The following is a 20,846-nucleotide window of genomic DNA, read 5'->3' as shown; positions in this document are numbered from 1 at the left end:
GAAGCATACATTCAGCCCTTGATCGCCTCCATCACGGCCTCACCCAGCGTTGCCGGGCTGTCGGCGACTACGATGCCTGCGGCGCGCATGGCTTCGATCTTGTCCTCGGCGCCGCCTTTGCCGCCCGCGACAATCGCGCCTGCGTGGCCCATGCGACGGCCGGGAGGGGCGGTGCGGCCCGCGATGAAACCAGCAGTCGGCTTCCAGCGGCCAGCCTTTTTCTCGTCGGCCAGGAACTGGGCGGCGTCTTCTTCGGCAGAGCCACCAATCTCACCGATCATGATGATGCTTTCCGTCTCGTCATCGGCCAGGAACATCTCGAGCACGTCGATATGCTCGGTCCCCTTGATGGGGTCGCCGCCGATACCCACGGCGCTTGACTGGCCCAGGCCCATATCCGTTGTCTGTTTCACAGCCTCGTAAGTAAGGGTGCCCGAGCGGCTCACAACACCCACGCTCCCGCGCTTGTGAATGTGGCCGGGCATGATGCCGATCTTGCAGGCGTCGGGTGTAATGACACCGGGGCAGTTGGGGCCGATCAGGCGGGATTTGGACCCCTCCAGCGCGCGCTGCACTTTCATCATGTCCAGCACCGGGATGCCTTCGGTGATACACACGATCAGCGGCATTTCGGCGTCAATCGCCTCGAGGATCGAGTCGGCGGCAAAGGGGGCGGGACGTAGATGACAGATGCGTTCGCCTCGGTTACATCCATCGCCTCGTGGACCGAGTTGAAAACGGGCAGGTCCAGATGGGTCATGCCGCCTTTGCCCGGTGTCACGCCACCGACCATCTTGGTGCCGTACGCGATGGCCTGTTCAGTGTGAAACGTACCTTGCGAGCCGGTGAGGCCCTGGCAGATCACCTTGGTGTTTTCGTCAATAAGTACGGCCATTTGGGGCGTCTCCTTCGGGGATGTCGTGTGAGTGTCGATATGTGTTTGTCATGGTTGGGCCACCGGTTTGTGCAGCAGCACCTTGATGTTGTCGTCGACCGGCAGGCCCACGCGGTTGATCAGTTCGGTGGTGAAACCGGCACGCTCGGCGGCTGTGCGCAGCGTGTCGAGGGTGAAATAGCTGACGTGATCGGGATAGCGGAACCCGCACCATTTCGGGCCGATGACGCGGCGGTTGATCGAGCCGAAATTGGGCACCCGCACAAAGGCCGCGCCGCCGGGTTTCAAGGCACGCCAGACGCCCCGCAGGACGCCCATCAGGTCGATCTCATGCTCCAGATAGGAATGCATGATGACACCGTCGAACGTGTCCGGCTCAAAGCCCCAGATCGCCTCGGCCCCTGCACCGTGCACGCAGTATCCACCCCGCGCGCGCATCTGTTCATCGGCAAATTCATGCAGCGCGCGGCTCAACTCGATGCCAAAGGGGATCATCGGTTCGGGCACGTTCATCAGGTTGCCGCACCCGATATCCAGCACCTTGCCGTTGTTGAACCACACGCCCATGCGGTTCTGCTTGCCCTTGTGGGTCAGGCGCAGCTTTTTGCGGGCGTTGCGGATCGCGGGGCTCAGCGCGGTCGATCCGCCAGTCTTGGTCTTTTTCGCTCTGTAGGTCTTTTCCCAGGCAAAGTCCTCTTCCAGCGCCGTGTAAGGCACGGGATTGCGCAGGTAGGTCAGATCGCACCCCAGGCAGCGCGCGACATGCCAATGGTCCTGGCTGTAGGCCTCCCATTTGGTCGCATCGGGGCTTTCACAGCTGGGGCAGGGGCGCAGTTCAGTCATTGGTGTGCCCCATGTCCGCGGGCAGGCGATCCACATAGATCACGGTGCGGGTGCCATCCATGCGCGCGCCGATTTCGACCACGGCCACGCGTCCGCGCAGCAATTGGCGGCCCTCAAGGAACACGGTGTCTCCGCGCATGGCATAGGGGGCTGGGGTCGGGATCGGTGTGCCAAAGACGGGTGGCGCCGCCATCTTCGCCTTGACGGCGCGCACGGCTTCGATCGTGTGATCGCCGTCGAATTCGACTTCGCATTTGCGTTCGGCGTGATCCTCGGTGCCGGGCGCAGGCTCCAGCGTCTTGTCCCAAAAGGTGAGATCAAAGGGCAGCGGCTTGCCCGCCACGCCTTCCATATTGGCGCGCGCCTGTGCGGCAGTTTGGCCCGCCTTGAAACATACGGACGTAAACGCCTCGATGGCCGGATGCGCTTGTGCGCCTGTTGCGACAAATGCGCCCACGACCGGCGCAGCGGTGACACACGCGGACAGCGCCAGTGCGCTGGTCAGGGTAAGGCAGGGGCGCGCTGTTACCGCCATGTGATCCACACCCCGGTCAGTTGTTGACCCAATGCGTTGCGGCGCGATGTGGTTTTCAGAATGGTACCCGCTGGCGCGCCGGAAATGGCCCAGGCCTGTTGCACCTTTGGATCGGCCACGGGGGTCAGGGCAAAGCCTGCATCCGTCACCGTGTTCACAAGGGTTTGCGCGACGGTGGCTGGGTCCTCGCGGCGCACGGAAATCGAGCATTGCTTGACGTTCTGGCGCCCGACGCCAAGCGCCACGGTCATGAAGATGTTGCCTGGCTGCTGGCCGGTCAGGAAGTAGCCGCGCGCCGCCTCGTCCGGGGACACGCCAAAGTCGCGACGGCTGACGGCGGCCAGACGCTGCTCTACCCCGGCCATGCTGGGCAGTGACGCAACGCAGGCGTCGGCAAAGGCCTGAGCGGCCAGTGCGACGGTGCTTGTCGGTGTGGGGCGTGCAGGCGCGGTTTGCGTGACAGGGGTCGCAGCGCGCGCGCCAGACACGGTCGAGCGGATTTGCGATGTCGGAACGTCGGCTGCGCGCGTGATGCGGGGCGCAACGCCGCCGCGTTCTTCAAGCCAGACGGCTTGCGCGCCCAGACCGACGGGGGGCAAATCAATCGTGGCCGGAGTGATGGTGTGCCGATTGTCTGCACAAGCCGCCAAAACGGCGACCATTCCAACTGCTAAAATCCACGTCTTCATTCAAACACCTGCAACTGAAAAAGAAAGATAGGTGCGCCCGTCGAGCTGGCGCGGCAATCCGGCGGACACCAATCCAGACTGGCTTGCACCACCAGCGATGGCGTTCCGGTCCTGCAGGTCAAAATTCCCGCCCATGACGACCGAACACTGCCCCGAGATCAGTTTGACCGAAAGGTCATAGCGCTGATTGTAATAGGTTTTCGTTTGCGCGTTCTGCACGAAGTCCCCGAATTGAGACAGCGCGGCTGGTGTGCCCGCAAAGGTCGGGCGTGTATCGACACAGGCCTTGCGCACAACATCCGTGGCAAAGGGCACGGTGACGGTGCGCGATCCGGGGCCGGCCTGGGCGCACACCGGTATCGCCTGCGGCGGCGATGCGGCGACCGATTGCTCGCCTGGCACACCTGTCTGACAGGCGCTCAGGCCGCAAACGGCCAGGATCGCGACACACGCCCGCACCTGCTTAGCCTTTGACCGCTTTCACGATCTTCTGGGCACCATCCTTCAGGTCATCGGCGGCAATCACGTCGACGTCCGAGTTGTTGATGATGTCCTTGCCCTGCTGCACATTCGTGCCTTCGAGCCGGACAACGAGCGGCACTTGCAGGCCGACCTCTTTGACGGCGGCCACCACCCCTTCGGCGATCACATCGCAGCGCATGATGCCGCCAAAGATGTTCACAAGGATGCCTTTGACGTTGGGATCCGAGGTGATGATCTTGAACGCCTCGGTCACCTTCTCCTTGGTCGCACCGCCGCCCACGTCGAGGAAGTTGGCAGGCTCGGCGCCGTAAAGCTTGATGATGTCCATGGTCGCCATGGCCAGACCCGCGCCGTTCACCATGCACCCGATCTCACCATCCAGCGCGATGTAGTTCAGATCGTATTTGGAGGCGGCGAGTTCCTTGGGGTCTTCCTCGGTCTCGTCGCGCAGTTCGTTCACGTCGGCGTGGCGGTAGATCGCGTTGCCGTCAAACGACACCTTGGCATCGAGCACCTTCAGATCGCCGCTGTCGGTCACGATCAGCGGGTTGATCTCGAGCATCTCCATGTCCTTCTCTTCGAAGGCTTTGTAGAGCAGACCCATAAGGCCCACGCATTGCTTGATCTGCTTGCCCTCGAGGCCAAGCGCAAAGGCGATGCGGCGGCCGTGATAGGCTTGGTACCCGGTGGCCGGATCGACAGAGAAGCTCAGGATCTTTTCGGGGGTCGCGGCGGCGACCTCCTCGATGTCCATGCCGCCCTCGGTCGAGCAGACAAAGCTGATGCGGCTGGTCTGACGATCCACCAGCAGGGCGAGGTAGAGTTCGGTTTCGATGCCCGAACCGTCTTCGATGTAGATGCGGTTGACTTGCTTGCCCACGGGGCCGGTCTGGTGTGTGACCAAAGTGCGGCCCAGCATCTTCTTGGCTTCCTCGGCAGCTTCCTCGACCGACTTGGTCAGGCGCACGCCGCCCTTGTCACCGGCATCCGCTTCCTTGAATTTGCCCTTGCCGCGCCCACCGGCGTGGATCTGCGCCTTGACCACCCAAAGAGGGCCGTCCAATGCACCTGCTGCGGTCTTGGCGTCTTCGGCCCGCAAAACGACGCGCCCGTCCGAGACCGGAGCCCCGTAGCTGCGCAAAAGGGCTTTGGCCTGGTATTCATGGATGTTCATGGCTGGTCGGTCCCGTATAGATGCATCAATGTTGGCCCTATACGACCAACCCTGAACGCTGCGTAAACGGGAATTATGTCGCAGCACGGGTTTTCGGGGGTGAAAAGCGACATTTGTGATCACACTATTTTTGCTGTGATCACAAAAGTTGGGTGCGCAGAGAAAAAGGAATCAAATGCTGGCAGGGCAACGGGATAAGGGGGCAAGCGGGGACGCGCCGACATGGGGCGTGGTCATGACGGCCTGCGAACCGGCTGCACTGGTTGTGACGAATGTGCGCTGGCATCTCGCGACGGGGGCAGCTGTCGTCTTTGTCTATCTCGATGATCCTGACGATCCGGTAGCCGCAGACCTTAGCGGGATTCACGGGTGCCGCGTGCAGCTATGTGATGACCGGTATTGGACAGGGCACCGCCCGCGAAAGGGGCGTCCATTGTCCCAGATGCGCCGCCAGACGATCAATGCGGGCGCAGCGCAGGCGGTGTGTGAGACCGATTGGCTGTTTCACATCGATGCGGATGAATTCATCTGGCAGGATACCGATCTGCGTGCCGAGCTGGCATCCATGACAACGGGTGATACCGAGCTGAACCTGCCCGTGCTGGAACGCCTGTTTCCCGAAGCGCAGGGGCAACGACACCTTTTTGACGGAGCATTTCGCGCCTCCGCCGATTTGCCGGAACATGAGGCGCAACAGGCCTATGGTGCCTTTGCGGGGTTCATGAAGCGCGGCCAGTATTCTCACGGTGCGGGCAAAAGCGGTGTGCCGGTCCGCCAAGGCCTGCGACTTGGTGTGCACAATGCGATGGTGCAGGGGTCCGATCGCTGGCGGCGGGCGCCCAAAACGGTCTCGACCTCGGCGCGGCTGCTGCACTTTGACGGGCTGACGCCTCTGCACTGGGCGCTGAAGTTCATTCGATACCGAATGACGCCGCCCGATGTGCAATCGAGCATCCTGCAACCCCATCGCGCGGCCCAGATCGATTGGATGGTTGCGCGCAGCGACACGTGGGAGGCGGCCATGGCCGCACATGCAGAGCTGTTCGCCCTGACACCAGAGCGGCGCGCGCAATTGCAAACCTATGATCTGGTCCACGACATCCCGTTTGATCCGCAGGGCGTTCTGGGCGCTGATTTGCCCGATGTGTCGCCAAAGGCGTTTGACGCCGACCTGATCGCCCGCAATCCATGGCTGGAAGAGGTCATGCCGCCTGTCGGTTAGGAAACGGCCTCGCCCTTTTCGAACCGCCGCAGCTTGCGCCACTTGCGATACAGCACAACGATCAAAATGACGGTAGGCACGGTTGTCACGACCGCCGGGGTGCTGGCCACAACGTCCAACACGGCCAATCCGACGATTCCGCCGCCAATCCGCCAGCGGTCCTTGATGAATTTGGCGCGCATGTCCGACATCTCTTCGGGCGCTTCCGCGGGCACAGGATCAGGATCGGGCACGGCTTCGGGTTCAAGCGGTGCGGGGGCCACATCTACCTTGGGGCCAAGATTGTCGAGCAGGCGGGGGGCGGTCAGCCCATCGGCCACCACCGCATAAAGGCCGACCTCGTCGCCGAGATGTTTGGGGGTGGTCGGGCCCATCGGGCGCAGTTCGATATGTGAAATCTTGCCGCGCACATGATCGTAAACACGCTGGGAAATCAGCACACCACCCACATCCGCCATCTCCTGCAGGCGGGCGGCGAGGTTCACACCGTCGCCCAGCAGGTCTTCGCCCTCGACGATCACGTCGTCCAGATGCACGCCAAGTCGAAAGGGCAGCAGATCGTCACGCTCGTTCAATGTCGCCTGAATGCGGACGGCGCAGCGCACGGCCCCCACGACGGACGGAAATTCTGCGATCAGCCCATCACCAGAGGTGTTGGCGATGCGCCCTTGCGCCTCGGAAATGGCGCTGTCGATCACATCCCGCGCCGCGCGCAGGGCCCGAACAGTGCCTTCCTCGTCCATATGCATGCGGCCCGAATAGTTGGCAGCATCCGCGGCGAGGATGGTCGTCAGTTTGCGTTCGATGGGGCGCGACTGGGGCATGGCAGTCATATAGACACAAAAAAGGCCGGACGCGACGGCATCCGGCCCATATTTTTCGCCAGTGGTTGGCTTAGCTCAGGCTGTCATCAATGCCTTTGCACGCATCGACCAGACCTTTGACGGCATTGACCGAATTGTCGAACATCGTCTGCTCGTCCTTGGTCATCTGGATGTCGATGACCTTTTCGACACCGCCTGCGCCAATCACGGTAGGCACGCCTACATACATGCCCTTGAGGCCGAGGGCGCCGTCGACATAGGCCGCACAAGGCAGGACGCGCTTTTGGTCTTTCAGGAAGGCTTCGGCCATTTCGATGGCGGAGGTCGCGGGGGCATAGAAGGCCGATCCGGTCTTCAGCAGGCCAACGATTTCGGCGCCACCATCACGGGTGCGCTGCACGATGGCGTCCAGCTTTTCCTGCGTGGTCCAGCCCATCTTGACCAGATCGGGCAAGGGAATGCCCGCGACGGTGGAATAGCGCGTCAGCGGCACCATCGTGTCGCCGTGGCCACCCAGCACAAAGGCGGTGACATCGCGCATGGACACGCCGAACTCTTCGGCGAGGAAGTGGCGGAACCGGGCGCTGTCGAGCACACCGGCCATGCCGCAGACTTTTTCATGGGGCAGGCCCGAGAATTCGCGCAAGGCCCAGACCATCGCATCCAGCGGGTTGGTGATGCAGATGACAAAGGCGTTCGGCGCGTGATCGCGGATGCCTTCGCCGACGGATTTCATGACCTTGAGGTTGATGCCCAGCAGATCGTCCCGGCTCATGCCCGGCTTGCGGGGGACACCGGCGGTGACGATGCAGACATCCGCGCCCGCGATGTCTTCATAGGACTGCGTGCCGCTCATATTGGCATCAAAGGCCTCGGAGGGGCCGGATTCCGCGATGTCGAGGGCTTTGCCCTCGGGGATGCCTTCGGAAATGTCGAACAGGACCACGTCGCCCAGCTCTTTGATAGCTGCGAGGTGGGCAAGCGTGCCGCCGATCTGACCGGCGCCGATCAGGGCAATCTTGGGTCTGGCCATGGGTGAGGTTCTCCGCACTTTGGGGTTTTAGCTGGCGCGGTGCCTAGCGCGCATGGGCCGTTCGTGCAAGTGCGCTGCACCGCGGCACAGTGCGGCGTCAGCGCTGGCAGGCCGGTGAAAGGCGCGCTAAAGGACAGGGAACGCGGTATTTTTTGGGACAGAGGGCGATGTTGCAGCTGGATATCTGGTTTTTTGCCCTCGCGGCTCCGGCCGTGGTCTTTGCCGGGATTTCCAAGGGCGGGTTCGGGTCGGGCGCCTCCTTTGCCTCGGCATCGATTCTGGCGCTGGTGCTGGAACCGGGGCTGGCGCTGGGGGTGATCCTGCCGCTGTTGATGATGATGGATGCGGCCACCCTGAAACCCTATTGGGGCAAATGGGATTGGCGGGTGTCGGCGTTGATGATCGCGGGCGGCTTGCCCGGAGTCGCGCTGGGTGCGCTGCTGTTTGCCCGCACGGATGCGGATGTGTTCCGGGTGCTGATCGGAGTGATTTCGATAGCCTTCGTGATCTGGCAGGTGGGCCGGGCGCGCGGCTGGATCCGGCTGGCCGAACGCGCCTTGCCGCAGTGGGTCGGGGCGGTGACGGGTTGCGTCGCGGGGTTCACCAGCTTTGTCAGCCATGCGGGTGGCCCCCCGGCGGCGGTTTATCTCTTGTCGCTGAGGCCGGGCAAGACCGAGTACCAGGCCAACACCGTGCTGATCTTTACCGCGATCAACATCTTCAAATTCGTGCCTTACGCCTTTCTGGGTATGTTCACGGCACAAACCTTTGTTGCCAATATCGCGCTGGCGCCCTTTGCCTTTCTGGGTGCCTGGTTGGGGGTGCGGGCGCATCACATGGTGCCGGAGCGGGCGTTTTTTCTGCTGACCTATGTCTTGCTTGTGATGACGGGATCGAAACTGATCTGGGACGGGCTGACCTGAGGGGCGGCGCACCGAGGTGCGCCTTACGACACGTGCTCTCCTGCGCGTCGCTGAAACGACAAAAGGCGCACCCAGGGTGCGCCTTACTGTTCTCACTTGGTGCTTAGTCTCAGGCGTCGTTGCCCTTGGCGGGCAGCGCCTCGGCCAGTTCCTCGAACGCCTGACCGCTTGCAACAAGGCACGTCATCCCGTTGGGCGTTGTGACCGTGATCGTCCATGTGCCCGACTCGTCAGAGGCAAACACCTCGATCACCGCGTTGTTCGCGCCCAGCCCCATGGATTGGCGCGTCTCGCCATATCCTTCGGCCAACCGGCTCACCACCAACTCGCGCGGCCCGCAATTGCGGGTCTGTTGCGCACTGGCGGCTGTTGTCATCACTGCACTGGCCGCGACCAGAGCGCCCATCGTCTTCAAGATCCAATTCCGTGTCATCACGTTCAGCCTTTCACAAAGGAAGGCGTCACCTCTGGTCATCTGGCCCTGCCGGAATTCCGGCGATGACCGGGCAGCCCCGGTTCATGTCTTGCTCCGCCCCTTCTTTCCGCAAACTGTTCAGCGGCCCAGCTGAAACGGCCCTCCCGGAAGGTTCGGAATGCACACAGCCTGCGCCGGGGGACTGAAATAATGGTTAACGCGCCGTACGGTGATCTGCTCAATTTGAATTGTAGCCGTGGCATGCGTGGTTTTTTCTGCGCTGCGGCGAAAATGCGCTTGAACTATCTGGCAAAAAATGCCCCTTTCCGCGCAACTTTATGTCTTGGAGGAGTCACTCATGGCCGTTGCCCGCCCGCTGCGTTCCGTTCTTTACATTCCCGGTTCCAAGCCGCGCGCACTGGACAAGGCGCGGGGTCTGCCGGTGGATGCCATCATCTTTGACCTCGAAGACGCGGTGTCGGTGGACGAGAAAGAGACCGCGCGCGCCACGCTGGCCGAGGCGCTGGCCACCGGCGGATACGGGGCGCGGATGAAAGTGATCCGTATCAACGGGCTCGACACCGCGTGGGGCGCCGAGGATGCCAAGGCGGCCAAGGACATGGGCGCGGACGCGATCCTGCTGCCCAAGGTGTCCACACCCGGTGACCTCGACGCACTTGCCGCGATCACAGGCGACATACCGCTGTGGGCGATGATGGAAACGCCGCTGGGCATGCTGAATGCGGCCGCCATCGCGGCGCACCCCAACCTCACCGGCATGGTCATGGGCACCAACGATCTGGCGAAAGAGTTGCAAACGCGCTTCCGTCCCGACCGCCTGCCGCTGCAAACCGGTCTCGGCCTTTGCGTGCTGGCGGCCAAGGCGCACGGATGCGCAATCATCGACGGCGTCTATAATGCGTTCAAGGACGATGAAGGGCTCGAGGTCGAATGCGCGCAAGGGCGCGACATGGGCTTTGACGGCAAGACGCTGATCCACCCCGCGCAGGTTGCCATCACCAACGCGGCCTTTTCCCCGTCAGAGGATGACATCGACCTTGCCCGCCGCCAGATCGCGGCCTTTGAAGAGGTCGAAGCGTCGGGGCAGGGCGTGGCCGTCGTCGATGGACGTATCGTCGAGAATCTGCACATCGTGACCGCGCGCGAAACCCTGGCCAAGGCCGAGGCGATCGCGGCCATGATCGAGGGATAGAGGATGTACTGGATCATATTGCTTGCGGGGGTTGCCCTGTGGTGGGGCGCGCACCTTTTCAAACGGATTGCACCGGCGCGGCGTGCAACGCTGGGGGATGCGGGCAAGGGCGCGGTTGCGGCCGCCATCGGCGTGTCGATTGTGCTGATGGTGATCGGCTATCGCGGCACTGACTTTGTCCCGGTCTGGAACCCGCCCGGTTTTCTGATCCACCTCAACAACCTGCTGATGCTGATCGCGATCTACATGCTCAGCCCGGCCCCCAAACGGGGCAAGCTGTTGCAGGGGATGCGCCACCCGATGCTGACGGGCTTTGGCATCTGGGCTGTTGCCCACTTGCTGGTAAACGGCGACCTCGCCTCGCTCATCCTGTTCGGCGGATTGCTGATCTGGGCCATCCTGACGCCGCGCATCATCAATGCGGCAGACCCAGGCTGGATCCCGAACACCGGCGGCACCATTGCAAAGGACGCGATGTTTCTTGTCGGTTCGGTGATCCTGCTGGGTGTGATCGGCTGGGTCCACAACTGGCTGGGTGTCTGGCCCTTCCCGGTGTAATCACATGAAACTCTACCGTTTTCTGTCCGAAGAGGACACGTCTGCCTTTTGCCACAAGGTGACCGAAGCGTTGAACAAGGGGTGGGAGTTGCACGGCAGCCCCACCCAGACATGGGACCACGCCGCAGGCGTCATGCGCTGCGGGCAGGCGGTGACCAAGGACGTGCCCGGCGATTACCATTCCGACATCAAACTGGGGGCGCAGTGACTGTGACGACCAACGCCAAGACCAATACAGGCCGCTTTTTTGAGGATTACAGCGTCGGCGACGTGCTGACCCATGCCGTGCCGCGCACCCTGTCAGGGGGCGAGCGGGCGCTTTACACAGCGCTCTATCCGGCGCGCCATGCGCTCTATTCTTCGGACAGTTTTGCACAGGCCTGCGGATTGGCGGCGTCACCGCTGGACGACATGATCGCGTTTCACACCGTCTTTGGCAAAACCGTCCCCGACGTGTCGCTGAACGCCGTGGCGAACCTTGGCTATGCCGAGGGGCGCTGGCTGGCGCCGGTCTGGCCCGGCGACACGCTGACATCGACGTCAGAGGTGATCGGGGTCAAGCAGAACTCGAACGGCAAATCCGGCGTGGTCTGGGTCCGCACGACGGGTCGCAACCAGCATGGTGATGCGGTGCTGGAATACGTGCGCTGGGTGATGGTGCGCAAAGGGGATGTGGATGCACCGGCGCCCGAGGCGGTTGTACCGGATCTGGACAAGGTTGTGCCGGCCGACCGGCTGGCCGTGCCCACAGGATTGACCTTTGAGAACTATGATTTCGATCTGGCGGGCGAGCCGCATCGCTGGGGCGATTACGAGATCGGCGAACAGATCGACCATGTGGACGGCGTGACGGTGGAAGAGGCCGAGCACATGATGGCCACCCGGCTTTGGCAGAACACGGCCAAGGTGCATTTCGACACGTCTGCCCGGCCTGACGGCACGCGGCTGATCTATGGCGGGCACGTGATCTCGATGGCGCGGGCGCTGTCCTTCAACGGGCTTGCCAATGCGCAGATGGTGGTAGGGCTGAATGCTGGCGCACATGCCAATCCCTGCTTGTCAGGCGACACGATCCGGGCATGGTCCGAGGTGTTGGACAAGGCCGAAACAGCGGCCCCAGGTGTCGGCGCGATCCGGCTGCGGCTGGTGGCGACCAAGGGCGGCGCACCGTTCGCCTTGCGCGGCGAGGATGGCAAATACCTGCCCGATGTCTTGTTGGACCTCGATTACTGGGCTTTGATGCCCATGTGACAGGAGGACGGGTGACGCGCGTCCATGCGGACGACGCCCCACCCACCGTCCCTGAGAGGGAAGTACGATGCGATACCTGCTGTGTTTATGGCTGATGACCGGCGCGGCCCTCGCCGATGAACAGCGCGAGGCTTTTGTCGAGGCGAACCTGCTGGGTATTTTCTACCACGAATTCGGCCACGCGCTGATCGATGTGCTGGGTCTGCCTGTGTTCGGGCAAGAAGAAGACGCGGCCGATGTCGCCTCGATCCTGATGATCGACGCATTCTATGAGGAAGAGGCCGCACAGGCCCTCGCTTATGACACTGCCTTTGGTTTTCTGGGCGAGGCCAATTTTGCCGATGATATCGCCTATTGGGATGTGCACGGGCCAGATGAACAGCGGTTCTACAACACGGTGTGCCTGTTTTACGGCGCCAACCCCGACGCGCGCGAAGACTTCGCCATCGATCTGGGCTTGCCCGAGGATCGCGCCTTGACCTGCCCCGAGGAATTCGCACTGGCGCAGGACAGTTGGGGCCCGGCCCTGGACGAGATTGCCGGGCAGGGGGCGACGCTGCGCTTTGATGCGGGCGGGTTTGACGGGTTGACCGCGGCTGTGATCGGGGGCGAAGTGGATGCGCTCAACGGTGACTTCAACCTGCCCGAACCGGTCACCGTGCGGGTCGAAAGCTGTGGCGAAGCCAACGCGTTCTATGATCCCGGCACCGTCGAAATCATCATGTGCGTCGAATTTGAGGATCACCTGCGCGCTCTCTTTGACATGTTGAACTAGCTCACATGCCGAAGTGAGGTGCGCCCGCGCAAATCCCGCGCTAGGCTCACCTCATGATCCGCAACATCGCCCTTTCCTTGTTCCTGTCGGGCCCTGCCCGCGCCTGCGACCTTGCCCTGTTGCTGGCGGTGGATGTGTCCGGGTCGGTCGACACGCACGAATACCGGGTTCAGATGGACGGGCTGGCGGCTGCGCTGCGCGACGGGATCGTGGCCGACGCACTGGTCGACCAGCGCGCGCAAGTCGCCCTGATCCAGTGGACTGGCGCCTCGCGGCAACGCCAGACCGTGCCCTGGACAGATATCCGCAGCTATGACGACGTGCTGGCGCTCGCTGACCGGATCGAGGGGGATGAACGCATCTGGCGCAACTACTCGACTGCCATTGGCGAGGCGCTCGCGGTGTCGCGCGCGGCGCTGGCCGACATGGCCCATTGCACGCGCCGCGTCGTGGACGTGTCGGGTGATGGCGTGTCGAACGAAGGGGTGGAACCATCGAGCCAGCGGGCCGCGATGAACGAGGCTGATATCACCGTCAACGCGCTTGCCATCGAAACCGATCAGACCGACCTGACTGGTTACTTCTTTGAAAACCTGATTACGGGGCCGGGGGCGTTCGTGGTCACAGCGAATGGATCTCGAAGACTATCCCGAACAAATTAAACGAAAATTGCAGCGTGAAACCACCAAACAGGTCACAAGGCAGGCGGAATGATGCACAGCTGTGATCACGCCCATTTACCGCGTGATCACAAAATGGAGAAAATACCCGGATGCGCCAAAAAACCGCGTCAAATGTGAACGTGCAACGCGTGACTCACGGTCAGAATTCGCTATCAAGTATCTAGGGAACAAAAAGGACGCTTGAATGGCCGACGTCAATCGGGGCAATCGCCCGCTATCGCCACATCTGTCGATCTACCGCCCGCAGCTGACGTCGATGACGTCGATCCTGACGCGGATCACGGGCAATGCGCTGCTGCTGTCGGCCCTGTTGGTGGTTTGGTGGCTGCTGGCCGCGTCCACATCGCCTGAGTATTTCGCGGTGGCCGACGGGGTGCTGACCAGCTTTTTCGGTGACCTCATCATGTCGCTGTCGCTGCTTGGGCTGTGGTATCACACGCTTGCGGGCGTCCGGCACCTGATCTGGGACAATGGCATCGGCCTGGACCTCGAAACGGCGGAAAAGATGGGCTGGGCCGTGCTGATCGGCTCTGTCGTCCTGACCGTCCTGACCCTGATCGTGATTTAAGGAGGCGACCGATGCGTTATCTTACCGACCGCAAGCGCGCCATGGGCCTCGGCTCTGCCAAGACCGGGACAGCCCATTTCTGGGCCATGAAAGTCAGCAGCTTTGCGCTGTTGATCCTGATCCCGCTGTTTGTCTTCACCTTTGGCCCCATGCTGGGTGAACCCCATGCCGAGGTCACCGCCTATTTCGCCCGCCCGTTCCCGGCCATCGTGGCGGCGCTGGCCATTGGCGTGACGTTCATGCACTTCAAGGACGGTGTTCAGGTGCTGATCGAGGACTACGTGCACGGAACCATGCAAAAGGTGCTCATCCTCGCGATGATCTGCCTCAGCTACGCCGCCGCCGCGACGGGCATTTTTGCCATCGCGCGCCTGGCGCTTTGAATGACGAAAGCGCGCTTGAAACACGCCGCTTTGATATAGGAGGCCAAGATGGCTGCATATGATTACGAGACGCATGAATATGACGTCGTGGTCGTCGGGGCCGGTGGTGCCGGACTGCGCGCAACGCTGGGCATGGCCGAACAGGGCCTGCGCACCGCGTGCGTGACCAAGGTGTTCCCGACCCGCTCGCACACTGTTGCGGCGCAGGGTGGCATCGCGGCCAGCCTCTCCAACATGGGGCCCGACAACTGGCAGTGGCACATGTATGACACGGTCAAGGGCTCGGACTGGCTGGGCGACACGGACGCGATGGAATACCTCGCCCGCGAAGCGCCCAAGGCGGTCTACGAACTCGAACATTACGGCGTGCCGTTTTCGCGCACCGAAGAGGGCAAGATCTACCAACGCCCCTTTGGCGGCCACACCACCGAATTTGGTGAAGGCCCCCCGGTGCAACGCACCTGTGCCGCCGCCGACCGGACCGGCCACGCGATCCTGCACACGCTCTACGGCCAGTCGCTCAAGAACAACGCGGAATTCTACATCGAATATTTCGCCATCGACCTGATCATGTCCGATGACGGCGTGTGCCAGGGCGTGCTCTGCTGGAAACTCGATGACGGCACAATGCACCTGTTTTCCGCCAAGATGGTGGTGCTGGCAACTGGCGGCTATGGCCGGGCCTATTTCTCCGCCACATCCGCCCACACATGCACCGGCGACGGTGGCGGCATGACGGCGCGGGCCGGTCTGCCCTTGCAGGACATGGAATTCGTGCAATTCCACCCCACCGGTATCTACGGTGCTGGCTGCCTCATCACCGAAGGCGCGCGGGGCGAGGGCGGCTACCTCACCAATTCCGAAGGCGAGCGGTTCATGGAACGCTATGCGCCGACTTACAAGGATCTGGCCAGCCGCGACGTGGTTTCGCGCTGCATGACCATGGAAATCCGCGAAGGGCGCGGTGTGGGCGAGCAGGGGGATCACATCCACCTGCACCTCAACCACCTGCCCAAGGAAACGCTGGACCTGCGCCTGCCCGGCATCTCGGAAAGCGCGCGCATCTTCGCAGGCGTCGACCTGACCAAGGAACCGATCCCCGTCCTGCCCACCGTGCACTATAACATGGGCGGTATCCCCACGAACTATTGGGGCGAAGTGCTGGCACCGACCGCCGACAACCCCGACAACGTCTCACCCGGCCTGATGGCCGTGGGCGAGGCGGGCTGTGCATCCGTGCACGGGGCCAACCGCCTCGGCTCGAACTCTCTCATCGACCTTGTGGTGTTTGGCCGTGCCGCCGCCATCCGGGCCAAGGAAGTCGTGGATGCCGACGCGCCCGTGCCCACGCCCAACCAACGCTCGGTCGAGGCTGCGTTCAGCCGCTTTGACGGATTGCGCTATGCCAAGGGCCACGTTCCAACGGCGGAACTGCGTCTCGAGATGCAGAAGACGATGCAGCAGGACGCCGCGGTTTTCCGTACCGACAAGACGCTGGCCGAGGGCGAGGAAAAGATGAAGTCGGTCGCAGAAAAACAAAGCGACCTGCAAGTCACCGATACTTCGCTGGTCTGGAATTCCGACCTGATGGAAACGCTCGAGCTGACCAACCTCATGCCCAACGCCGTGGCCACGATCACGGCCGCCGCTGCGCGCAAGGAAAGCCGGGGCGCCCACGCGCACGAGGATTATCCCGACCGCGACGACGAGAACTGGCGCAAGCACTCGCTGGTCTGGTTCAAAGGCAATCAGGCGAGCCTCGGGTTCCGCGGCGTGCACCTGCAACCGCTCACCAGCCACAATGATGGCGGCATCGACCTCAAGAAAATCGCGCCCAAGGCGCGGGTCTACTAAGCCCGTATGGCCCAGGCCCTGCGCACCCAAGAGGCTCCAGCATTCGCCCCCGGGCGGGTGCTGCGCGTCTATGGGATGCGCCGGTCGGGCAATCACGCGCTGATCGACTGGATCATGCGCAATGCATCCGGCGGCAACGGGATATTTCTGAACGATTGCCGCCCTCAAACGGATCCTGTGCAGTCCTCGCGCGGCATCACCGTGTTTGAAAACGGGGCCGAGGTAGAATTGCGCGGTGTGCCCCGCAAGTTACGGGCGGCGGGGCCGGCCCCCTTTGCCGTCGTGTCGTTCGAAGACCGCACACCCCCGGAAAACCGCAAACGGCTCTATAGTGCGCCCGAAACCTGCGTGATCATCTACCGCAATTTCCTGCATTGGTCCGCTTCGCTGCTGCGCAAGATCCAGGGCAATGAAGGTTATGGCCCGCTGGACCGTGCGCGGATCATGAGCAAGTCGTTGTGCACCTATGGCGACATGCTCGATGTGCTCGACCGGGCCGACATGGTGCCGCTGTGCTATGACGACTGGAAAGACGACGAAACCTATCGCAAGGCGGCCCTCGCGCGGCTGGACCTGCCGGGCGATGACCTCAGCCTTGGGCGGGTACAGCGCTATGGGGGCGGGTCGTCCTTTCAGGGGCAGGATGCGCAAACAGACGATCTGGCGACCTCGCAACGCGCCGCCCAAATGGCCGAAGATCACGAATACCAGATGCTGCTGTGGACCGCCGCGCGGGATGATCGGTTCATGACTCGGCTCACGAAAACCTTTCCGATGGATGCCGACCGGCTCACCGGTCTGTTGACCACCGCCCAAGCACAGGTGACCCTCCCATGATGCGCGTTCTTGCCTTTGCCGCCCTCGTTGCGCTGACCGCCTGCGATCAGGCCACCGAGGCCGTGGATGACGTCGCCCGGCGCGGCGCCAAAGCGGCTGTGACCGAAACCATCGCCACCCGCTTCCCCTCAGTGCCGAAAGAGGCGATCACCCCCTTCACCGACTGCATCATCGACAATGCAACGGCCCGAGAAATCGGCGAATTCGCCAAGGACGCCGTGATCGGCGTTTCAGACACAACCGCAACACTGGTGCGCACCGTGCTCGAGCGCCCCGAAACACAACAGTGCGTTGTGAGGGCCGGCACCGCCGCCCTCTCGCTGTGAAAGGAGAACCTTAAATGGTCCAACTGACGCTTCCCAAGAATTCCCGCATCCAGACGGGCAAGACCTGGCCCAAGCCCGAGGGTGCCAAGAACGTGCGCAAGTTCCAGATCTATCGCTGGAACCCCGATGACGGCAAAAACCCCCAGGTCGACACCTACTTTGTCGATATGGACACCTGCGGCCCGATGATCCTGGACGCGCTGATCAAGATCAAGAACGAGATCGACCCGACGCTCACCTTCCGCCGCTCTTGCCGCGAAGGGATTTGTGGATCGTGTGCCATGAACATCGACGGGATCAACACGCTGGCCTGCATCTACGGCATGGACGAGGTGAAGGGCGACGTGAAAATCTACCCCCTGCCACACATGCCCGTCGTCAAGGACCTGATCCCCGACCTCACCCATTTCTACGCCCAGCACGCCTCCATCATGCCATGGCTGGAAACCAAGACAAACCGCCCGGCCAAGGAATGGCGCCAGTCCATCGAAGACCGCAAGAAGCTTGATGGGCTCTATGAATGCGTGATGTGCGCGTCCTGCTCGACCTCCTGCCCCAGTTACTGGTGGAATGGCGACCGCTACCTCGGGCCAGCCGCGTTGTTGCACGCCTATCGCTGGATCATCGACAGCCGGGATGAGGCAACTGGCGAACGGCTCGATGATCTTGAGGACCCGTTCAAGCTTTATCGCTGTCATACGATCATGAACTGCGCCAAGACGTGCCCAAAGGGTTTGAACCCCGCCGAGGCGATCGCGAACATCAAGAAGATGATGGTCGACCGCACCGTCTGAACACGACCATGACGTCAGATCAAAAGGCCCCGCTTTGGCGGGGCTTTTTTATGTATGCCTGTCGCGCGGTGCATGCCTCTCTTGTCACCACAGTCGGCCCCGCGCAGAGTGGGCGCACGTGATCCCAAGGACTGTCCATGGCCGATATCGAGTTTCTCTGTCCGCCCGATCTGATCGGCAAAATCCCCGAACCGGCCCCTGCGGCCAGATTCCTGCCGGAATGGTTCCGCGATCTGGATCGCGAGATGGGCATGAAAGATGCCCACGGGCTGCCCGGTCTGACGGTGCGCGCCTGCCTGCCGGTGGCGGATGTGATGGCGCAGGGCTGGATCATCCCGACGCCCGTCGACCTCTGGACCGAGCTGGACCCGGCTACCGGCGGCATCCGCTTTGCCTGGTCCCCCGACGCGCCGCTGGTGCCCATGGCCACGCATCACCCCGACCAGATCGGCGCGCAGTTCCCCCCGTTCGAGGGCGCGCAACCGCTCAAGTTTATCAACCCATGGCGTGTTGTGTTGCCGGCGGGCTGGTCCGCCAGTTTTTTCCACCCCATCAACCATTTCGAACTGCCTTTCAGCGCCTTCAACGGCACGGTGGATTGCGACGCGCTTGATGTGCCGGTGAACGTCCCTTTTCTGTGGACCACCCAGCGCAAGGTGATCCGCCTGCCCGCAGGCACACCGATGGTGCAGGTGGTGCCCTTTGAACGCGCGGCCCAGTTGCGCGCCGCGTCCATCCGGGCCGAAACCGCAGAAGAAGCGGTGGCACGCGAAACCGCCCACACCCGCAAACACAGCGAAGAGTCGCTTTATGCCCGCCAATGGCGTCGCCGCCATGAAAAGGAAGGCCAGTCATGACCCAGGCACCCCCAGATGCGGATGCGCGCCGCGCCGTTCAGCCGGTGATCTGCTATCCGCCCGACACGCTGCCGCAACCGGACATGGCGCGCTACATCGCCCTGCGCAACCACATGATCAAACAGTCCGAGGTGCTGGCCCCTCCGCGTGAGGCCGCCACCTTTGAGGTCCCCGCTGGCCACGTCTTTCGCATCTCTTCGGTCGAGGGGCCGCAGGTGGGCGACCTCAACCTCTGGAATGCAAATGACCTCACCGAACGGTTCTACTCGGGCAAGACCCGCGCCCTGCACGGCACCCACATCACCACGGGCGAGCGGATGTGGAGCAGTTTTCCCAACCTGCGCCCCATAGCCACCGTGATCCACGACACGCTGGTCTGGTACGGGATCGACGAATACGGCGGCTCGGTCCACGACGTGATCGGCACGCGTTGCGATCCCTATACCGGCAACCTGCTGCAAGGCGGGCACTACCACCACTGCTGCCACTCGAACCTCACTCGTGCTTTGGCCGATCACAACGGCCTGTCCTTGGCCGAAGCGGAACCGCATGTGCATGACGTGCTCAACGTCTTCATGTGCACCGGGTTCACCCGCGACACCGGCCAATACTTCATGAAGGCATCGCCGGTCCGGCCCGGTGATCACATCGATTTTTTTGCAGAAATCGACCTGCTCGGCGCGCTCAGCGCCTGCCCCGGGGGGACTGCAGTTCGGAACATTCCTCGGACACGGCACCGTGCCACCCGCTCAAGATCGAAGTATTCGCCCCGCCCCCGGGTGCGCTCGACGGATGGACCAGCCCACCCCCCAACGGCTACGACCGCAGCCACGGACGCTGATCAGGATTTCATTGTTCCCGCAAATATGCCCGCCGGAGGCGCCCGCACGCCCGACAAGAACGACCGTTTATCAAGGTGCAAAAGGGTAACGGAACTCTGCCGCACTTTCGCAATAGGCCGCACAGGGCAGCAACCCACAGACGTCAGCCAGAAAACGCCGCTTCCAGCGCGATCTCGACCATGTCGCCAAAGGTCTTTTCGCGGTCCTCCGAGGGTAGTGCTTCTCCCGTTTGCAAGTGATCCGATACGGTCAAAACCGCCAGTGCGCGGCGCCCATGCCGGGCGGCCAGCGTGTACAACTCGGCGGCCTCCATCTCGACACCCAGAATGCCATGGCGCACCATCTGTTCGTCCAGATCGGCACGTTCTGCATAAAACACGTCCGAGGAATAGATCCCCCCAACATGCGTTTTCGTGCCCTTGTTCTGCGCCGCTGTGACAGCAGCAGACAGCAACCCGTAATCGGCGCAAGGCGCGTAGTTCAGCTCGCGGAAAATGCCGGAAGAGGGGGAGGTAATGGTGCTTGCCGTCATTGCGATAATCACATCGCGGATGCCGACATGGGGCTGCATTCCACCGCAGGATCCGATCCGGATCAGCGTTTGCGCGCCATATTCCGTCATCAATTCGTTTGCATAAATCGACAGCGACGGCATCCCCATGCCCGATCCCTGAATGGTCACGCGGTGGCCGCGCCACATGCCGGTAAAGCCCAGCATGCCGCGCACCTCATTGACCAACTCAGCGCCCTCCAGAAACGTCTGGGCGGCCCATTTCGCTCGATAAGGGTCGCCGGGCATCAGCACGGTATCTGCAATTTGCCCGGGCTTTGCGCCAATATGAACTGTCATGAAACGCTCCGTTCAGATG

24 protein-coding genes and 2 pseudogenes are annotated in these 20,846 nt (G+C 62.4%); 16 read left to right on the top strand and 10 right to left on the bottom strand.

Going from position 1 to position 20,846, the window contains the following annotated elements:
• Positions 1-11 precede the first annotated feature (11 nt).
• The 6 genes and pseudogenes from sucD to sucC all read right to left on the bottom strand — a co-directional run bounded on the left by sucD (position 12) and on the right by sucC (position 4,619).
• Positions 12-895 (bottom strand): annotated as a pseudogene (sucD, locus tag ACMHLQ_RS07865) (succinate--CoA ligase subunit alpha).
• Between the two features lie 48 nt (positions 896-943).
• Positions 944-1,738, bottom strand: coding sequence for a class I SAM-dependent methyltransferase (locus tag ACMHLQ_RS07860; protein ID WP_415404227.1), 795 nt, complete (start codon positions 1,736-1,738; stop codon positions 944-946).
• A complete protein-coding gene (locus tag ACMHLQ_RS07855) occupies positions 1,731-2,273 on the bottom strand; it encodes a hypothetical protein (protein WP_415404226.1) in 543 nt (180 codons plus the stop codon). Before ACMHLQ_RS07855 ends, ACMHLQ_RS07860 begins: the two co-directional genes overlap by 8 nt.
• Complete coding sequence (locus ACMHLQ_RS07850) at positions 2,264-2,962, bottom strand: hypothetical protein (RefSeq protein WP_415404225.1); 699 nt, start codon at positions 2,960-2,962, stop codon at positions 2,264-2,266. The genes ACMHLQ_RS07855 and ACMHLQ_RS07850 overlap by 10 nt, the downstream gene beginning before the upstream one ends.
• Complete coding sequence (locus ACMHLQ_RS07845; protein WP_415404224.1) at positions 2,963-3,421, bottom strand: hypothetical protein; 459 nt, start codon at positions 3,419-3,421, stop codon at positions 2,963-2,965.
• A 4-nt stretch (positions 3,422-3,425) separates the two neighbouring features.
• Positions 3,426-4,619 (bottom strand): ADP-forming succinate--CoA ligase subunit beta, encoded by a 1,194-nt coding sequence (gene sucC / locus ACMHLQ_RS07840; protein WP_415404223.1) that lies wholly within the window; start codon positions 4,617-4,619, stop codon positions 3,426-3,428.
• Positions 4,620-4,794: 175 nt separating this feature from the next.
• Between sucC and ACMHLQ_RS07835 the strand changes: the two genes are divergently transcribed.
• Complete coding sequence (locus ACMHLQ_RS07835) at positions 4,795-5,841, top strand: glycosyltransferase family 2 protein (protein WP_415404222.1); 1,047 nt, start codon at positions 4,795-4,797, stop codon at positions 5,839-5,841.
• Here ACMHLQ_RS07835 and ACMHLQ_RS07830 read toward each other — a convergent pair.
• Together ACMHLQ_RS07830 and mdh are read right to left on the bottom strand one after the other, a co-directional pair.
• Positions 5,838-6,665 (bottom strand): hypothetical protein, encoded by an 828-nt coding sequence (locus ACMHLQ_RS07830; protein WP_415404221.1) that lies wholly within the window; start codon positions 6,663-6,665, stop codon positions 5,838-5,840. The genes ACMHLQ_RS07835 and ACMHLQ_RS07830 overlap by 4 nt on opposite strands.
• A gap of 70 nt (positions 6,666-6,735) precedes the next feature.
• Positions 6,736-7,698 (bottom strand): malate dehydrogenase, encoded by a 963-nt coding sequence (mdh, locus tag ACMHLQ_RS07825; RefSeq protein ID WP_415404220.1) that lies wholly within the window; start codon positions 7,696-7,698, stop codon positions 6,736-6,738.
• Positions 7,699-7,865: 167 nt separating this feature from the next.
• Here mdh and ACMHLQ_RS07820 point away from each other — a divergent pair, with 167 nt between their 5' ends.
• Positions 7,866-8,621 carry a sulfite exporter TauE/SafE family protein gene (locus ACMHLQ_RS07820; protein ID WP_415404219.1) on the top strand — a complete coding sequence of 252 codons (756 nt, stop codon included), beginning with the start codon at positions 7,866-7,868 and terminating at the stop codon, positions 8,619-8,621.
• Between the two features lie 109 nt (positions 8,622-8,730).
• Here ACMHLQ_RS07820 and ACMHLQ_RS07815 read toward each other — a convergent pair whose 3' ends face one another.
• Positions 8,731-9,054 carry a hypothetical protein gene (locus tag ACMHLQ_RS07815; RefSeq protein ID WP_415404218.1) on the bottom strand — a complete coding sequence of 108 codons (324 nt, stop codon included), beginning with the start codon at positions 9,052-9,054 and terminating at the stop codon, positions 8,731-8,733.
• 340 nt (positions 9,055-9,394) lie between these two features.
• Here ACMHLQ_RS07815 and ACMHLQ_RS07810 point away from each other — a divergent pair, with 340 nt between their 5' ends.
• The 14 genes and pseudogenes from ACMHLQ_RS07810 to ACMHLQ_RS07745 all read left to right on the top strand — a co-directional run bounded on the left by ACMHLQ_RS07810 (position 9,395) and on the right by ACMHLQ_RS07745 (position 19,976).
• Positions 9,395-10,249, top strand: coding sequence for an HpcH/HpaI aldolase/citrate lyase family protein (locus ACMHLQ_RS07810; RefSeq protein WP_415404217.1), 855 nt, complete (start codon positions 9,395-9,397; stop codon positions 10,247-10,249).
• Between the two features lie 3 nt (positions 10,250-10,252).
• Positions 10,253-10,807 carry an NnrU family protein gene (locus tag ACMHLQ_RS07805; protein WP_415404216.1) on the top strand — a complete coding sequence of 185 codons (555 nt, stop codon included), beginning with the start codon at positions 10,253-10,255 and terminating at the stop codon, positions 10,805-10,807.
• A gap of 4 nt (positions 10,808-10,811) precedes the next feature.
• Positions 10,812-11,015: a DUF1737 domain-containing protein gene (locus ACMHLQ_RS07800; protein ID WP_415404215.1), complete on the top strand. Its 204-nt coding sequence runs from the start codon at positions 10,812-10,814 to the stop codon at positions 11,013-11,015.
• Positions 11,012-12,058 (top strand): MaoC family dehydratase, encoded by a 1,047-nt coding sequence (locus tag ACMHLQ_RS07795; RefSeq protein ID WP_415404214.1) that lies wholly within the window; start codon positions 11,012-11,014, stop codon positions 12,056-12,058. The genes ACMHLQ_RS07800 and ACMHLQ_RS07795 overlap by 4 nt, the downstream gene beginning before the upstream one ends.
• Before the next feature lie 67 nt (positions 12,059-12,125).
• Positions 12,126-12,833 carry a DUF4344 domain-containing metallopeptidase gene (locus ACMHLQ_RS07790; RefSeq protein WP_415404213.1) on the top strand — a complete coding sequence of 236 codons (708 nt, stop codon included), beginning with the start codon at positions 12,126-12,128 and terminating at the stop codon, positions 12,831-12,833.
• Positions 12,834-12,886: 53 nt separating this feature from the next.
• A complete protein-coding gene (locus tag ACMHLQ_RS07785; RefSeq protein ID WP_415404212.1) occupies positions 12,887-13,495 on the top strand; it encodes a DUF1194 domain-containing protein in 609 nt (202 codons plus the stop codon).
• 205 nt (positions 13,496-13,700) lie between these two features.
• A complete protein-coding gene (gene sdhC, locus ACMHLQ_RS07780) occupies positions 13,701-14,084 on the top strand; it encodes a succinate dehydrogenase, cytochrome b556 subunit (RefSeq protein WP_415404211.1) in 384 nt (127 codons plus the stop codon).
• Between the two features lie 11 nt (positions 14,085-14,095).
• Positions 14,096-14,467 carry a succinate dehydrogenase, hydrophobic membrane anchor protein gene (gene sdhD, locus ACMHLQ_RS07775; protein WP_415404210.1) on the top strand — a complete coding sequence of 124 codons (372 nt, stop codon included), beginning with the start codon at positions 14,096-14,098 and terminating at the stop codon, positions 14,465-14,467.
• A gap of 48 nt (positions 14,468-14,515) precedes the next feature.
• Positions 14,516-16,321: a succinate dehydrogenase flavoprotein subunit gene (sdhA, locus tag ACMHLQ_RS07770; RefSeq protein WP_415404209.1), complete on the top strand. Its 1,806-nt coding sequence runs from the start codon at positions 14,516-14,518 to the stop codon at positions 16,319-16,321.
• A 6-nt stretch (positions 16,322-16,327) separates the two neighbouring features.
• On the top strand, positions 16,328-17,158 hold the full coding sequence (locus ACMHLQ_RS07765; RefSeq protein WP_415404208.1) for a hypothetical protein: 831 nt from the start codon (positions 16,328-16,330) through the stop codon (positions 17,156-17,158).
• Positions 17,155-17,484, top strand: a complete 330-nt coding sequence (locus ACMHLQ_RS07760; protein ID WP_415404207.1) for a hypothetical protein — start codon at positions 17,155-17,157, stop codon at positions 17,482-17,484. The genes ACMHLQ_RS07765 and ACMHLQ_RS07760 overlap by 4 nt, the downstream gene beginning before the upstream one ends.
• Before the next feature lie 14 nt (positions 17,485-17,498).
• On the top strand, positions 17,499-18,278 hold the full coding sequence (locus ACMHLQ_RS07755) for a succinate dehydrogenase iron-sulfur subunit (RefSeq protein WP_415404206.1): 780 nt from the start codon (positions 17,499-17,501) through the stop codon (positions 18,276-18,278).
• Positions 18,279-18,415: 137 nt separating this feature from the next.
• Positions 18,416-19,135 carry a hypothetical protein gene (locus tag ACMHLQ_RS07750; protein ID WP_415404205.1) on the top strand — a complete coding sequence of 240 codons (720 nt, stop codon included), beginning with the start codon at positions 18,416-18,418 and terminating at the stop codon, positions 19,133-19,135.
• A pseudogene (locus ACMHLQ_RS07745) lies at positions 19,132-19,976 on the top strand (urea carboxylase-associated family protein). The gene ACMHLQ_RS07750 and the pseudogene ACMHLQ_RS07745 overlap by 4 nt, the downstream one beginning before the upstream one ends.
• 143 nt (positions 19,977-20,119) lie before the next feature.
• On the opposite strand, the gene deoD reads toward ACMHLQ_RS07745, so the two are convergent.
• Positions 20,120-20,827, bottom strand: a complete 708-nt coding sequence (gene deoD, locus ACMHLQ_RS07740; RefSeq protein ID WP_415404204.1) for a purine-nucleoside phosphorylase — start codon at positions 20,825-20,827, stop codon at positions 20,120-20,122.
• Positions 20,828-20,846: the final 19 nt, after the last annotated feature.

The sequence above is a fragment of the Tateyamaria algicola genome, from assembly GCF_047715485.1.
Classification (GTDB): Bacteria; Pseudomonadota; Alphaproteobacteria; order Rhodobacterales; family Rhodobacteraceae; genus Tateyamaria.
Note: the sequence above shows the minus strand (reverse complement) of the source record. Positions and strands in the feature narration are given on the sequence as shown.